At 35.0% G+C, this 14141-nt stretch carries 14 protein-coding genes; 11 read left to right on the plus strand and 3 right to left on the minus strand.

The genetic code is table 11. From position 1 onward, the window contains the following. Nucleotides 1-250: 250 nt before the first annotated feature. Nucleotides 251-1654 carry an asparagine--tRNA ligase gene (asnS, locus tag B6C84_RS01520; protein ID WP_065651451.1) on the minus strand — a complete coding sequence of 468 codons (1404 nt, stop codon included), beginning with the start codon at nt 1652-1654 and terminating at the stop codon, nt 251-253. 167 nt (nt 1655-1821) lie between these two features. Further along, entirely contained in the window at nt 1822-3015 is a 1194-nt protein-coding gene (gene pncB / locus B6C84_RS01525) for a nicotinate phosphoribosyltransferase (RefSeq protein ID WP_065651452.1), read from the minus strand. 273 nt (nt 3016-3288) lie between these two features. On the opposite strand from pncB, the gene pepN reads away from it, so the two are divergent. Both pepN and B6C84_RS01535 read left to right on the plus strand, forming a co-directional pair. Next, nucleotides 3289-5922: an aminopeptidase N gene (gene pepN, locus B6C84_RS01530; protein WP_086353845.1), complete on the plus strand. Its 2634-nt coding sequence runs from the start codon at nt 3289-3291 to the stop codon at nt 5920-5922. A gap of 151 nt (nt 5923-6073) precedes the next feature. After that, on the plus strand, nt 6074-6406 hold the full coding sequence (locus B6C84_RS01535; RefSeq protein ID WP_081298763.1) for a rhodanese-like domain-containing protein: 333 nt from the start codon (nt 6074-6076) through the stop codon (nt 6404-6406). Nucleotides 6407-6434: 28 nt separating this feature from the next. Here B6C84_RS01535 and B6C84_RS01540 read toward each other — a convergent pair whose 3' ends face one another. Next, a complete protein-coding gene (locus tag B6C84_RS01540) occupies nt 6435-7283 on the minus strand; it encodes a MetQ/NlpA family ABC transporter substrate-binding protein (protein WP_081298764.1) in 849 nt (282 codons plus the stop codon). 183 nt (nt 7284-7466) lie between these two features. Between B6C84_RS01540 and B6C84_RS01545 the strand changes: the two genes are divergently transcribed. From B6C84_RS01545 to B6C84_RS01585, 9 genes are all read left to right on the plus strand, one after another. Then, a complete protein-coding gene (locus B6C84_RS01545; protein WP_086353844.1) occupies nt 7467-8603 on the plus strand; it encodes an amidohydrolase in 1137 nt (378 codons plus the stop codon). Between the two features lie 13 nt (nt 8604-8616). Continuing rightward, nucleotides 8617-9660 (plus strand): methionine ABC transporter ATP-binding protein, encoded by a 1044-nt coding sequence (locus tag B6C84_RS01550; RefSeq protein WP_065613972.1) that lies wholly within the window; start codon nt 8617-8619, stop codon nt 9658-9660. Between the two features lie 98 nt (nt 9661-9758). Beyond that, nucleotides 9759-10358 carry a methionine ABC transporter permease gene (locus B6C84_RS01555; protein WP_065577664.1) on the plus strand — a complete coding sequence of 200 codons (600 nt, stop codon included), beginning with the start codon at nt 9759-9761 and terminating at the stop codon, nt 10356-10358. A gap of 252 nt (nt 10359-10610) precedes the next feature. Beyond that, on the plus strand, nt 10611-11426 hold the full coding sequence (mlaF, locus tag B6C84_RS01560) for a phospholipid ABC transporter ATP-binding protein MlaF (protein WP_081299991.1): 816 nt from the start codon (nt 10611-10613) through the stop codon (nt 11424-11426). After that, nucleotides 11426-12205, plus strand: coding sequence for a lipid asymmetry maintenance ABC transporter permease subunit MlaE (mlaE, locus tag B6C84_RS01565; protein ID WP_034901265.1), 780 nt, complete (start codon nt 11426-11428; stop codon nt 12203-12205). Before mlaF ends, mlaE begins: the two co-directional genes overlap by 1 nt. A gap of 11 nt (nt 12206-12216) precedes the next feature. Then, the gene (gene mlaD / locus B6C84_RS01570; RefSeq protein WP_086353843.1) at nt 12217-12801 is read left to right on the plus strand and encodes an outer membrane lipid asymmetry maintenance protein MlaD; all 585 of its coding nucleotides are present in this window, start codon (nt 12217-12219) and stop codon (nt 12799-12801) included. 2 nt (nt 12802-12803) lie between these two features. Further along, the gene (mlaC, locus tag B6C84_RS01575; RefSeq protein ID WP_065651458.1) at nt 12804-13448 is read left to right on the plus strand and encodes a phospholipid-binding protein MlaC; all 645 of its coding nucleotides are present in this window, start codon (nt 12804-12806) and stop codon (nt 13446-13448) included. 6 nt (nt 13449-13454) lie between these two features. Beyond that, nucleotides 13455-13727, plus strand: a complete 273-nt coding sequence (locus B6C84_RS01580; protein ID WP_086353842.1) for an STAS domain-containing protein — start codon at nt 13455-13457, stop codon at nt 13725-13727. Between the two features lie 82 nt (nt 13728-13809). After that, nucleotides 13810-14067 carry a BolA family protein gene (locus tag B6C84_RS01585; protein WP_065651460.1) on the plus strand — a complete coding sequence of 86 codons (258 nt, stop codon included), beginning with the start codon at nt 13810-13812 and terminating at the stop codon, nt 14065-14067. The last annotated feature ends 74 nt before the right edge of the window (nt 14068-14141 follow it).

The raw sequence follows: 14141 nt of genomic DNA on the forward strand, positions 1-14141 counted from the left end.
ATTTTTACAATGATTATTCATCCAAAATAATGTTTATAACTAACGTTTTTAACTATTATTTTCATCTTACTTTTTACAGTACTGTAAATTATGTATAAAAATTTATTAAAATCAAGTGAACTTTTCGTTAAACGTGATGTCTAAGCTTAAAATAGCGTCCGTTTGATTATTTTTTAATCATTTGTAAAGTTTTGTTAATGCAATATTTGTTATCAACTGACCAAAAGTCAGTTGATAATTTGCACAAATTTTAGAAATTTGCATTACGAGGAGTTCTTGGGAATGGGATCACATCACGAACATTCTGGACGCCAGTGACATAAACAATAAGACGCTCAAAACCTAATCCAAAACCTGAGTGAGGTACAGTGCCATAACGACGTAAATCACGGTACCACCAATAATCTTCTTTTTTAAGGCCTAGTTCATCCATACGTTTATCTAACATATCCAAACGTTCTTCACGCTGTGAACCACCAATGATTTCTCCAATCCCCGGTGCTAATACATCCATTGCCGCAACAGTTTTACCATCATCATTCATACGCATATAAAACGCTTTAATATCTTTAGGGTAATTTTTAACAACGACTGGTGCTTTAAAATGTTGTTCAGCTAAATAACGTTCATGTTCGGACGCCAAATCAATACCCCAGCTTACTGGATTTTCAAATTTAGCATCACAATTTTGTAAAATAGTTATAGCATCAGTATAATCAACTTGAGCAAAATCAGCATTGATAAAACTTTCAAGACGATTAATGGCGTCTTTATCAATATGCTGAGCAAAAAACTGCATGTCATCAGCTCGTTTTTCAAGTACTTTCTTAAAGACATATTTCAACATATCTTCAGCAAGTTTGGCATTATCGTTAAGATCAGCAAACGCCACTTCTGGCTCCATCATCCAAAATTCAGCTAAATGGCGTGTGGTATTTGAGTTTTCAGCTCTAAAAGTGGGACCAAAAGTATAGACTTTTGAAAGAGCACATGCATAAGTTTCTGCATTAAGTTGCCCAGAAACAGTTAAAAATGCTTCCTTACCAAAAAAGTCTTTATCAAAATCAACCTTACCATTATCTGTTTTAGGCAGATTTAACATATCCAGTGTTGAAACCCGAAACATCTCACCGGCACCTTCAGTATCAGAGGCTGTAATAATTGGTGTTGAAAGCCAAAAAAAACCTCGTTCATCAAAAAATTGGTGAATAGCTTGCGCTAAGGTATGGCGAACACGAGTAATTGCACCAACAATATTGGTTCTTGCGCGTAAATGCGCAACTTCACGAAGATATTCTATTGAGTGACGTTTAGCTGCCATTGGATAAGTTTCAGGATCATCAACAAAACCATAAACTTCAACTTGCGTTGCTTGTAATTCATATTTTTGGCCTTGACCTGGAGATTCAACAACTTTACCAGTCACTTTTACTGAACAACCAGCAGTTAAACGCAAAATATCTTGTTCATAATTTGGTAAGTCTTTTTCAATTACCGCTTGAATTGGATCAAAACAAGAACCATCATACACAGCCAAAAATGAGATACCGGCTTTAGAATCACGGCGAGTTCTTACCCAACCTTGAACTGAAATGGTGCTACCAACAGCAATTTTACCTTGTAGCACGTCAACAATAGGAGCAACAGAATTCATTTTAATTATCCATCTCTATTTATTATTTATATAGTAAGTAATATTAAAAGTAATATATAAGCTGAATTTTAATACTCATTAAAGCATTATCAAAAATTGATAATACAGATTATTTATAAGGCTATATCACTTTGTTTAATTATTAATATTAATCATCAATATGACTATTAATGATTGACTTTAAACGTTCTTTTTAATTCGTCAATAAAAGCCAAATCTTGCGAAATTGTTTTGCCAGGACTATCAGATAATTTAGCTACAGCTTGATTATTGCATTCCGTTAGTTTTAATACAATGTTTAACGATTTGGTATTTACTTCTGTAGACGGAATATCACAAGCAAGAAAACCACCGATACCAAAAGATAATTTCACCCGATGATTAAAGTGTCGATAAATTTTCAGCGCTTTATCAAAGTTTAAACTATCAGAGAACACCAGTAATTTTGTTTTAGGATCAATTCCTAATTGCTGATAATGGCTAATCGCTTTTTCACCCCACTCAATCGGATCACCCGAATCATGGCGTAGACCTTGATAATGAGATGCAAAATAATAGTCAAAATCACGTAAAAAAGCATCCATAGTAATACAATCTGTTAACGCAACACCAAGATCATCAGGATATTCATCTAACCAAACTTGTAATGCCGTTTTTTGGCAATCATGCAAGTTAGGACTTAAACGTTGATGGGCTTGGAACCATTCATGGGCTTGAGTGCCAACTGGGGTTAACCCTAAACGATACGCCAATAAGTAATTACTAGTACTATGAAAATTACTGAAATGGTTTTGCAAATAACTTACAACGGCCTCTTGGACAGCAAAAGAGTAGCGTCTTCGTGTGCCAAAATCCAGCAAATTAAAACCAGACATATCAAGATCATTAGTTTGCTCATCAAATCTGGCTAATTTATCTTTAAGCCTTGCTAATGCTTGTTCAACGCCGATATTTGGCGAACGATCTTTATGAACAATTTCACTAATAACCGCTAGCAATGGCACTTCCCACAAAATAACATCAACCCATTTGCCTTCAATTTGAATCACCAGCAAACCATCTTCGTTTTTAATGGTTAATAACTGACTATTAAAACGCCAGTTTTTTAACCAGTTTAAATAATCAGATTTAAAAAAGGTAATACCAGATAAATAGGCAAACTCATCATCGGTAAGTGTTAAAGACTCCATTAATTTAACTTGATGGGCAATTTGATCGGCATATTGACCAAGTAGATCATCACTACGACAGCGAAACTGTGCAACGACAGTCGCTTCAGGATAATGATGAAAAACGGCCTGCTGCATATGCAACTTATAAGCATCAGTATCTAATATTGATGTAATTATTGCGGGTAACATGTCTATCTATTATCAGTTCTTTAAAGAAAATTCCGATGATTATAGCAGAATAATAATTAAGATATAAATTAATTATCTAATAAGATTATTTTTAATAGGCTATAATATTTCATATAGAGATTTTGGTAAAATTAATCGAAATTCATTCCAAAATGATAAACAAATATAATTCATTCTATTTTAAAAGAATAATCATAGACACTAATGGGTATTAACCCCGTTTTGATTAATTCGAATACATAATTAGCACATCACTTACAAAGGTATATAAACATGAGTACAACGACAACTGATATACAACCGACTGCTAAATATCGTCATGACTATAAAACACCGGACTTTACTATTACTGACATCGATCTTGATTTCGATTTAGCGGCAGAAACAACTACAGTTATCGCCCGTAGTCATATCATCAAAAAAAATTCTCAAGCTAACGATTTAGTATTAGATGGTGAAGAACTTAAATTAGTTTCAGTGAATATTGATGAACAACCATGGTCTGATTATCAAATCACTAAAACGGGATTAACAATTAAAAATGTCCCTTCCGAATTTACCTTAACTATCGTTAATCAAATTAAGCCTATCGATAATACAGCACTTGAAGGACTATATGTTTCTGGTGATGCACTATGCACGCAATGTGAAGCAGAAGGTTTCCGCCATATTACTTACTACCTTGATAGACCTGATGTTCTAGCACGATTTTCAACTAGAATTACCGCTGATAAACAACAATATCCTTATTTATTATCTAATGGTAATCGCATTGCACAAGGAGAACTTTCCGACGGTAGACACTGGGTGCAATGGCAAGATCCATTTCCTAAACCGGCCTATTTATTCGCATTAGTAGCTGGTGATTTTGATATTTTAAAGGATCAGTTTATCACTCGTTCTAATCGAAAAATTGATTTAGAAATTTATGTAGATAAAGGCAATTTAGATCGTTCACAATGGGCAATGACCAGCTTAAAAAACGCTATGCGCTGGGATGAAAGCCGTTTTGATTTAGAATATGATCTAGACATTTTCATGATTGTAGCTGTTGATTTCTTCAATATGGGGGCAATGGAAAACAAAGGGCTAAATATTTTCAATTCTAAATATGTCCTAGCCAAACCCGAGACCGCGACCGATGATGATTATATCGGTATTGAATCGGTAATTGGTCACGAATATTTTCATAATTGGACCGGTAATCGTGTTACTTGTCGCGATTGGTTCCAACTTAGTTTAAAAGAAGGATTAACGGTATTTAGGGATCAAGAATTTACTTCTGACCAAGGGCTTAGAGCAGTTAAACGCATTGCCGATGTCAAACTACTGCGCACCGTACAATTTGCTGAAGATGCGAGCCCGATGTCTCACCCTATTCGTCCAGAACAAGTGATTGAAATGAATAATTTCTATACAGTTACTGTCTACGAAAAAGGTGCTGAAGTAATTCGTATGATGCATACATTATTAGGTGAAGCGAACTTTCAGGCTGGTATGAAACTCTATTTTAAACGTCATGATGGTAGTGCGGCAACCTGTGATGATTTTGTTGCCGCTATGCAAGATGCATCAGGTATTGATTTAACTCAGTTTAAATTATGGTACAGTCAATCAGGCACACCAGTATTAACAATAACTGACAGTTATAATCCACAAAATCAACAATATACCTTAACTGTTGAGCAACATACGCCAGCAACGCAAGATCAAAGTGAAAAACAGGCACTACATATTCCATTGGATATCGAACTTTATCAGCAAAATGGTGATGTGATTGCATTGCAATATCAAAATAAACCTATTCATCATGTACTAAATGTAACCCAATCCAAACAAGAATTTGTTTTTGATCAAGTTTCAGAAAAACCAATTGTTTCACTATTAAGAGATTTTTCAGCACCGGTAAAACTCAATTACAATTATCAAGATCAGGATCTTATATTCTTAATGCAACATGCTAGCAACGCTTTTAGTCGCTACGATGCTGCGCAGATGTTATTAGCAAAATATGTGCGGTTAAATGTAAGCCATTATCAACAAAATCGACCAATGGCGATTCCTGATTCACTATTAGATGCTTTTAGAGGAATATTATTATCCGATTCTGCTGAACCGGCACTTATCGCACAAATACTAACTTTACCTTCGGAAAATGAATTGGCAAATCTATTTGATATCGTTGATCCGATAGCGATTTATCAAGTTCGCCAATTCTTATTAAATATCTTTGCTAATGAACTCTATGATGAACTAACAGCGGTTTATCATCATAATCAAACAGCACAATATCAGATTGAACATGCTGACATTGGCAAACGCATGCTGAAAAACTGCTGTTTATCATTGTTAGCTTATGCTGACGATAAATCGCTAGCAAATACTTTAGTTGAACAACAATATCAACAAGCCAATAATATGACAGATTCATTAGCGGCGCTTACCACAGCAGTAAAAGCGCAATTAACATGTCGACATACATTACTCTCCGATTTCGATGATAAATGGTATCAAGATGGTTTAGTAATGGATAAGTGGTTGGCTTTAAATGCGACAAGTCCAGAGCAAAATGTATTATCAACAGTGAAAAAACTGCTTAATCATCGCTCTTTTTCACTCAATAATCCAAATCGAATAAGAAGTCTAATTGGTGCTTTTGTTAACAATAATCCTGTTGCTTTTCATGCTGAAGATGGCAGTGGTTACCATTTCTTAGTTGAAATATTAATGGAACTAAACCAGAAAAACCCACAAGTGGCATCAAGACTTATTGATCCACTTATTCGATTAAAACGTTATGATGAAAATCGTCAGAAAAAAATGACAGCTGCTTTAGAAAGCTTATTAAAACTAGATAACTTATCTAAAGATCTATATGAAAAAATCACTAAAGCGTTAGCTGCATAATAAATTAACAACATTATAAGGAGCAAAATCCCATCTTGCTATTGGTCAATAAGATTCAGTTAAGGTGGGATTTTTAATTAAACAACAGCAAATTTGCTACCAAAAACCCCGTTCCTCAAAATTTTTGCCGAAATTAAAATGAGTTTGAAAAATGACAATGATAAAAGAAATTAGCCCATTACAACTAAAACAAAAAATTGAGAGTAAAGCACCGCTCTATTTACTTGATGTCCGAGAAGCTAATGAAGTCGCCATTTGTATGCTTGACGGCGCCAATCATATTCCAATGAATTTAATACCACTTTATTTAGATAAAATTCCTGACGAAGTAGATATTGTAATTTATTGCCATCATGGCGTAAGAAGCCTCAATGTGGCTAACTATCTGGTCGAGAACGGTTTTGATAGTGATTTTCTATATAATTTAACTGGTGGCATTGATGCGTGGGCACAACTCATTGATACCAGTATGCCTAAATATTAAATAGCCCGTGTTTAAACGGGCAAATTTATTATTCTTGTGGCATAACCCAATAACCATTTTGATTATGTGTTTGCATATAATCTTTAAATTGTTGTGATTGGTAAATACGTTTTATATCTTTTGCCCACTGGCTATTTTCATTACCACCATTAACCACCACCATGATTTCTAAATCAGGGATAATTGTTTCTGATAACAGCGCTTTTTTCGAATCTATATTGGCAGAATAAACGATACTTCCCGGAATTACGGCAAAGTCTAACTCATTTAAGACTCTAGGAATATTGGCAGAATCCATTTCAACAATATCCACACCAGCAATATTTTCGGCAATATCATTTTTGCTAACAATGATTGGATTAGTATTTGGTTTTAACTTAATCCAACCGGCTTTTTCCAATAAATTATATGAGCGAGCCGCATTTGAGGCATCTTGAGGAATACCAATTTTAGCACCAGAAAAGACATTTTTGATTGAAGTATATTTATTCGAAAATATTGCCGCAGGCACTGAAGGTACATGCACTACCGGTTTTAAGTTAGCTTTACGTTGACTATTAAAAACGTCCATATAAGCGGTATGCTGAGCGACAGTTAAATCTATACTTCCTTCACTTAATGCTACATCAGATTCTAATAAATGAGGAAAATTAACTAATTTGACTTTATAACCTTCAGCTTCAAGTATTGGTTTAACAGCATCTTTGAACAGATCATTATACGGCCCTGGTGATACTCCCATACTGATCTCTTTTTTAGTTTGATTATCAACCTTAGATGATGAGTTATCACATGCAGTAATTAAAAAAATAGAACTAAATAATGCTAATAGTGCAACATTGTTAACAAATTTTTGTTTGATAAAACTTATTTTCATTTGAACTATCCTCAGTGAAATGTAAATTTAACAAACACTCTAACATAGAAATAACAATTCATTTATTCCATGTACTTCTATCTTATAACTTTTTGGAATAAGTTATAAAAAACGATTATTAGAGCAAAAAAATCAGCTGTGCTACCGTAAATGTATCAAAAATTGATAGCTATTGGATATGCCATGACTGACACGATTGCCCCTATTATTGAGCAACTTTTTCTTGATTTACACAAAAATCCAGAACTTTCCAATCAAGAATTTGAAACAACAAAAAGGTTAAGAACTTGCCTAGAACAAGCTAACATTCGTATTTTAGAACTGGGGGCAAAAACTGGGGTTATCGCCGAAATTGGCTCAGGAAGCCCAGTTGTTGCTTTACGAGCAGATATTGACGCCCTACCCATAGATGAACAATCTGACTGTCAATACCGTTCAACCAAACAAGGCGTTATGCATGCTTGTGGTCATGACCTGCATACATCTGTGTTAATGGGGGCTGCTTATTTATTAAAAGCCAATGAACAGCAACTAAAAGGGACAGTTCGGTTACTTTTTCAGCCCGCCGAAGAAAATTTTAGTGGCGCGTTACATTTTATCGAAATTGGTGCACTCAATGGTGTTGATGCTATTTTTGGTATGCATAATAATCCTAACTTAACCATTAACCAAATGGCTTCACGAGCTGGCCCATTTTCAGCTAATGTAGATCGTATTGAAATTACGGTAAAAGGTATTGGAGCCCACGCGGCAAGACCTGAATCAGGTATTGATCCAATTGTCATTGGTGCACAGATTGTTAATGCAATACAAACAATTTCCAGTCGTACAATAAGTGGACTCGACCCAGTTGTGGTTAGCATTACCAAATTCTTAGGTGGAAACACTTGGAATGTGATCCCTGAAATAGTTGAAATGGAAGGTACCGTAAGGACACTTACCCCCGATATAAGGCTAAAGGTCAAGCAACAACTAACCAGTATTATCGAAAATATTGCTCTTAGTATGGGTGCTGAAGCCGAGTTGAGATGGTTTGATGGACCACCATCAATCATAAATGTGGCTAAATGGGTCAATTTTTGCCAAAACATTGCTAAACAGGAAGGTTATGAGGTGGTAGACTTTCAACCACAACTCGGCGGTGAAGATTTTGCTCACTACTTACATCATGTCCCCGGTGCATTTATCAATCTTGGCTCACAAAGCCCCTATGCACTACACCATCCAAAATTTTTAGTTAATCGTAATATGATAATGCCAGCTGCTAATTATCTCGCAAATCTTGCGCAACTCGGATTAATTGAATTAGCCCAACATTGATAGGTATAACATAATGATAAAATTTGAAAATGTATCGAAACAATATGAACGCAATGGAATTACGACTCAAGCATTACAAAACATTAATTTAACCATCCAAAAAGGCGATATTTATGGCATTATTGGCTATAGTGGTGCAGGAAAAAGTACACTAGTACGTCTTATAAATTTTCTGGAAAAACCGACACAAGGCGATGTTATTATTCAAAACCAATCATTAAATCAATTATCAAATCCACAACTACGGCAAGTACGTCGTAAAATTGGTATGATTTTTCAGCATTTCAATCTACTTGAATCGAAAACTGTATATGAAAACATTGCAATCCCTTTAGTATTAATCAAAAAAGACAAACAAGCGATTAAACAGAAAGTCTATGAACTGCTTGAGTTTGTTGGCTTAAGTGATAAAGCTCATAGCTACCCTAAAGAGCTATCAGGAGGCCAAAAACAACGTATTGGCATTGCCCGGGCTTTGGCCAATGATCCCGATATTTTACTTTGTGATGAAGCTACATCAGCACTCGATCCGCAAACCACGCAATCGATTTTGGAATTAATCAAAAAAATTAATGATCAATATAAAATTACCGTGGTATTAATTACCCATGAAATGCATGTTATAGAGCAGGTTTGTCATAAAGTCGCGGTGATGGAAAAAGGTAAAATTATCGAACATGGCAATGTGCTTGATGTGTTTGGTCATCCAAAACATAAAACCACACAAAATTTTGTTAGCTCAGTAATTAATGATCAAATTCCGGCTGGAGTGGTTGAAAATCTCCTAGAGATAGAAGGAGATAAAAATAATATAAAATTGTTTAAACTCGAATTTCTGGGTCGCTCAGCCTCAGAGCCTGTTATGAATTCACTAATATTACAACAAAAAGTCATCGTCAATATTTTATTTGCTCATATGTCAGAAATTGAAAAAACTGTATTGGGCAGCATGTTTGTTCAACTAAAAGGCAGTGATAGTAATATCGAACAATCGGTACAGTTTCTTCGTGAACATGGAGTCAACGTTACAGAAATCCAACATTGGGAGAACAACTAATGGAAGTAGTAAATGATTTTATCAATTATTTGAATACTAATTTTTTAAGCCGAGTAACGATTGAACAATACGCACAAGCTTCGTTAGACACTCTATATATGGTTGCTTTCTCTTTAATATTAGGCGCATTAATTGGTATTCCATTAGCAATTTGTTTAGTTACCACTCGACCTTCTGGCTTACTTGAAAATAAACGGGTTTATCAAATTATCAATCCAATTATCAATTTTGTTCGATCATTACCTTTTATTATTTTACTTTTTTCACTTCATTCATTTACTTACTTTATAGTTCGCACCTCTATCGGTACGACAGCAGCAATTGTGCCTTTAACATTTTATGTTGCTCCATATATCGCTAGATTAGTTGAAAACTCATTATTAGAAGTGAAGAGTGGTATTATTGAAGCAGCCGAATCTATGGGCGCAACACCAATACAAATTATTTGGCATTTTATGCTACCCGAAGCATTTAGCTCTTTGATTTTAACGTTCACTACCGCCACTATTGGTTTAATTGGTGCTACAGCGATGGCCGGTGCTATTGGTGCAGGCGGTATTGGTGATGTAGCCTATTCACAGGGTTATCAACGCTTTGATGATACAGTTATCTATATTTGTGTCGCGATTCTAGTTATCGCAATACAAACTGTACAAAGCATAGGGAATTATTTAGCTCGCAAAGCTCGACATGAATAACGACCTATAATAAATTGATATATAGTGGTACTCAATTAACAGTACCACTATGAAATTTCAATAAAACTCCGATTACGTCAACTATTACTAAGTTTTTTAGATAAAGTTTTAGCATAAAATGACGAACAATAAAATTCTTAATGTTTTATAATTAAGAAAGTGAAAATTATCAATTCATTTTAACGCATTTGTTTATTTACAATAATCAAGTAAAATACTCAAAATTCAATTATGGTAGTGTAGGAACACATTGTGACTGACACATTACAGCAAAATTTGGTCGAAATTCACGATATGTCTTTTTATCGTGGTACTCGGCCTATTTACAAAAATATGAACCTAACGGTACCCAAGGGCAAAGTCACCGCTATCATGGGGCCATCCGGGATTGGTAAAACTACGCTATTAAGACTTATTGGTGGGCAATTAAAACCACAAGCTGGTCAAATTTTATTTGATGGTGAAGATGTACCTAGTATGACGCGATCACGGCTATATGAAGTCCGTAAACGCATGAGCATGCTATTTCAATCAGGTGCATTATTCACTGATTTATCGGTATTTGATAATGTTGCTTATCCATTACGTGAGCATCTAAATTTACCTGAGCCAGTTTTACATAATTTAGTCTTGATGAAACTACAATCAGTAGGCCTACGTGGCGCAGCAAATATGATGCCTTCAGAATTATCTGGTGGTATGGCTCGACGTGCAGCGTTAGCCAGAGCTATCGCTCTCGATCCAGATCTCATTATGTTTGATGAACCATTCGCTGGACAGGATCCTATATCAATGGGAGTGATCGTTAAGCTCATCGCTGAACTCAATCAATCGCTGGGCTTAACCTGTATTGTAGTTAGCCATGATGTTAATGAAGTATTAAGTATTGCTGACTATGCATATATTGTTGCTGAACAACATATTATTGCCGGTGGAACATCTCAAGAATTGCGTCATAACGATGATTTACGCGTTAAACAATTCCTAGATGGTTTAGCCGATGGTCCAGTACCATTCCATTATCCTGCTGTTGATTACAAATTAGACCTAAGTAGAGGTGTAAACTAATGTTGAACTTAATTGCAAAACTTGGGCAATCAACAATTAATATTATTGCAATGTTAGGCCGCTCAGGGCTTATGCTATTTGGTGCACTTATTGGTAAACCTCAATTTAGCAAACAATTTCCATTACTTGTTAAACAATTTTATTTTGTCGGTGTACAATCGCTTTCCATTATTATCGTATCGGGTCTATTTATAGGTATGGTATTGGCATTACAAGGTTACTTTATTTTAACTACCTTTGGTGCCGAAGCGAGCTTAGGTATGTTAGTTGCCCTAGCTCTATTACGGGAGCTTGGCCCTGTGGTTGCAGGATTACTTTTTGCCGGACGAGCTGGTTCAGCCCTAACAGCCGAAATTGGCTTGATGAAAGCCACTGAACAATTATCAAGTATGGAGATGATGGCGATCGATCCATTAAGAAGAATTATTGCTCCACGTTTTTGGGCGGGATTTTTCTGTATGCCATTTTTAACCGCAATTTTTGTCGCTGTAGGTATTTTAGGTGGAGTATTAGTCGGTGTTGATTGGAAAGGTATTGATGCTGGATTTTTCTGGTCTTCCATTCAAAGCAATGTCGATTGGTGGCACGATTTAGGTAACTGTTTTATTAAGAGCTTTGCTTTTGCAATCGCTAGTACTTGGATTGCACTATTTAATGGTTATGATTGCGTGCCAACTTCAGAAGGAATCAGTCGGGCAACAACCAACACTGTTGTCTATTCATCATTAGTTATTTTGGGGTTAGATTTTATATTAACCGCATTAATGTTTAGTAATTGAGGTCATTAAACATGAGTCGTCAAGTTGAAATTACAGTAGGATTTTTTATGGTACTGGTGATCTGCTCAGTACTATTTTTATGCTTTAGAGTTACTGATCCAACATCTTTTGCTAGTCATAATTCTTATCGTGTTTATGCTGTATTTGATAATATTGGTGGTTTAAAGGTAAGATCACCAATTAAAATTGGTGGAGTAGTAATTGGTCGTGTAAGTAATATTAACTTAAAATCAGTCAATGATGATGTTTACAAACCTTATGTTACTATGGATCTAGATGCCCAATACGATAAAATTCCGAGCTCTAGTTCACTTTCTATCAAAACCTCGGGTTTATTAGGTGAACAATTCATTGATATTAATTTTGGATTAGATCAAAACATTGAACAGGAATTAGATGCTTTAGATGCAGACAAGGCCTCTACACCAACCAATAATAATGTTAACAAGAAGCCTGTTTATCTTATAGACGGTTATGTGATTAACAATACTAAACCAGCAATGGTTATCGAAGATTTAATTGGACAATTTTTATATAGTACTGGTGGTTCGTCAGATAAAGACAAAAAACAAGATACTAACGAAAGTAAGGAGTAATTATGTTAACCAGATTGAAACAAAGCTTATTTTTAATACTTGCATTAATGATAAGTACAGCAGCGTTTGCAGAAAATGACCCATATAAAGATATGCAAGTTGCAGCCGACAAAATTTTTAATACCATGAAAGCGCAATCAGCGACGCTTAAATCAAATCCAAATAAACTTAAAGATATTGTCAGAGCTGACTTACTACCTTATGTACAAGTTAAATATGCTGGTGCACTCATCTTAGGTAATGCATATAAAACGGCAACTGATACACAACGTACGGCTTATTTCAACGCTTTCGAAAACTATCTAGTTCAAGCTTTTGCCCAAGCGCTTTCAATGTATAACGGTCAATCTTATCAAGTTGAAGCCTCAAAAGATTTAACCGGTAAATCGCTAATTTCTATCCGTGTATTACTAAATCAACCAGATAAAAATCAACAACCATTACGGATTGATTTCCAATGGCGAAAAAATACCGTAACTGGTGAATGGAAAGCTTATGATTTAATAGCGGAAGGCGTAAGTATGATTACAACCAAACAAAATGAATGGTCAACAATTTTACGCCAAGATGGAATTGACGCACTAACTAAACAGTTAAATGATCTATCTAATCGCAATATTGATCCAAACGCTAAACAAAAAGGTTAGTTCATCATGTCGCGAATCCAAGCAGAAAAACAACAAAATACACTTAATTTAATCGGTGAGCTTGATGCTCACTCATTAAATGATTTATGGTCAACACAAAAAACACTTTTAAATGGTGTAACGGATATCAATGTAACTCAAGTTACCCGCGTTGACTCTTCTGGGCTCGCGACACTAGTCTATTTTTGTAACCAATATAATATCAAATTAACCGGGATCAGCCCCCAGTTACAAACATTAATTGAACTTTATGATTTGCAAACGGTCATTCATCAGTAACTGTTAATGCAAATTCATAATAAAAACCCCCTTTCCTCAAAATTTTTTAATAAACAAGATATAGATAATAAGAGTTTAAATAATGGATAAGCAAGAAATTATAGCTAAATTAAAAAATTCACTCGACCTCGATGATGTTCATGTAATGACGGATGATGGCAGCCACTTTCAAGTTATTGCAGTTAGTGAAATCTTTGCCGAATTAAGTCGAGTAAAAAAACAACAAGCTATATATGCACCTTTAGCCGAATTTATTAATGATAATCGGATCCATGCATTATCAATCAAAACCTATACGCCGACTGAATGGCAACGTGAGCGTAAATTAATGGGTTTATAATTAAACCCAATCAGCATTTTGACTTGAATTAAGGTTTTTAGCCACAACATAATGTTTTATTAAGAACCATAATC

Origin of the sequence: Gilliamella apis (genome assembly GCF_002142155.1) — a bacterium.
Lineage (GTDB): Bacteria > Pseudomonadota > Gammaproteobacteria > Enterobacterales > Orbaceae > Gilliamella > Gilliamella apis.

Excerpts from the sequence above, each read along its gene's own strand:
- B6C84_RS01585 (WP_065651460.1), top strand. The coding sequence starts at position 13,810 with ATGGATAAGCAAGAAATTATAGCTAAATTAAAAAATTCACTCGACCTC.
- pncB (WP_065651452.1), bottom strand. The coding sequence starts at position 3,015 with ATGTTACCCGCAATAATTACATCAATATTAGATACTGATGCTTATAAG.
- mlaC (WP_065651458.1), top strand. The coding sequence starts at position 12,804 with ATGTTAACCAGATTGAAACAAAGCTTATTTTTAATACTTGCATTAATG.
- B6C84_RS01555 (WP_065577664.1), top strand. The coding sequence starts at position 9,759 with ATGGTTGCTTTCTCTTTAATATTAGGCGCATTAATTGGTATTCCATTA.
- B6C84_RS01540 (WP_081298764.1), bottom strand. The coding sequence starts at position 7,283 with ATGAAAATAAGTTTTATCAAACAAAAATTTGTTAACAATGTTGCACTA.
- asnS (WP_065651451.1), bottom strand. The coding sequence starts at position 1,654 with ATGAATTCTGTTGCTCCTATTGTTGACGTGCTACAAGGTAAAATTGCT.
- pepN (WP_086353845.1), top strand. The coding sequence starts at position 3,289 with ATGAGTACAACGACAACTGATATACAACCGACTGCTAAATATCGTCAT.
- B6C84_RS01550 (WP_065613972.1), top strand. The coding sequence starts at position 8,617 with ATGATAAAATTTGAAAATGTATCGAAACAATATGAACGCAATGGAATT.
- mlaE (WP_034901265.1), top strand. The coding sequence starts at position 11,426 with ATGTTGAACTTAATTGCAAAACTTGGGCAATCAACAATTAATATTATT.
- B6C84_RS01580 (WP_086353842.1), top strand. The coding sequence starts at position 13,455 with ATGTCGCGAATCCAAGCAGAAAAACAACAAAATACACTTAATTTAATC.
- mlaD (WP_086353843.1), top strand. The coding sequence starts at position 12,217 with ATGAGTCGTCAAGTTGAAATTACAGTAGGATTTTTTATGGTACTGGTG.
- B6C84_RS01535 (WP_081298763.1), top strand. The coding sequence starts at position 6,074 with ATGACAATGATAAAAGAAATTAGCCCATTACAACTAAAACAAAAAATT.
- B6C84_RS01545 (WP_086353844.1), top strand. The coding sequence starts at position 7,467 with ATGACTGACACGATTGCCCCTATTATTGAGCAACTTTTTCTTGATTTA.